2 protein-coding genes are annotated in these 578 nt (G+C 31.7%); both read right to left on the bottom strand.

Annotated features, from left to right (window positions below; genetic code table 11):
• Positions 1-19: 19 nt before the first annotated feature.
• A complete protein-coding gene (locus JWG45_RS11405; RefSeq protein WP_205279833.1) occupies positions 20-349 on the bottom strand; it encodes a helix-turn-helix domain-containing protein in 330 nt (109 codons plus the stop codon).
• Positions 333-578 (bottom strand): type II toxin-antitoxin system RelE/ParE family toxin (locus tag JWG45_RS11400; protein ID WP_232380647.1); only part of this gene is annotated, 246 nt, incomplete at its 5' end. The genes JWG45_RS11400 and JWG45_RS11405, both read right to left, overlap by 17 nt.

Genomic DNA, 578 nt, shown 5'->3' with positions numbered 1-578 from the left:
TACGCCAAGGATGGCGTTTTTAGTTTTTAATTCCTAAAATATTTAATGCTTTAGAATTGTTTTTAAGAATGAACAACATTCTTTGAGCCGGTCCTTGAGGAATATTTTTCCCAGATTCCCAAGCTTCTATTGTTTTGGTAGAAACACCTAATGCTTGAGCGAAAGTATTTTGAGTAAGATGCAAATTAGTCCTGATATTTCTTATTTCTTTACCTTTAAAAGTTGGTAATTTTTGAATCTCAATAATCTGCGCTTTGATACCTGGAACTTTTTTGCCTTTCGTGTATTCAATAGCTTCATTAAGTCCTTTAGAAAGACTATTAAATAGTTTGCTACTTTCTTTTTTCATGTCGTTCTCTCTTCGATTGAATTAGTTCTTTTAGTGAAGTTACTAAATCCGCTAAGATCGTAAGTTCTTTCTTTGAAAGGTTCTCTTTATCGTTCTTTTCAAGAAGTGTTATTAAGAATAATACTGAGAATTCTTCAATATCTAAATAAAAGACTCGAATTCCACCACTCTTACCGATTCCTTTCTTTTTCCATCGTATCTTTCTGATTCCGTTAGAACCTTTAATTAC

Origin of the sequence: Leptospira ainlahdjerensis (genome assembly GCF_016919175.1) — a bacterium.
In the GTDB taxonomy this organism is placed as follows: Bacteria; Spirochaetota; Leptospiria; order Leptospirales; family Leptospiraceae; genus Leptospira; species Leptospira ainlahdjerensis.
The sequence above is the reverse complement of the archived record's forward strand: the minus strand, read 5'-3'. Positions and strand labels throughout refer to the sequence as shown.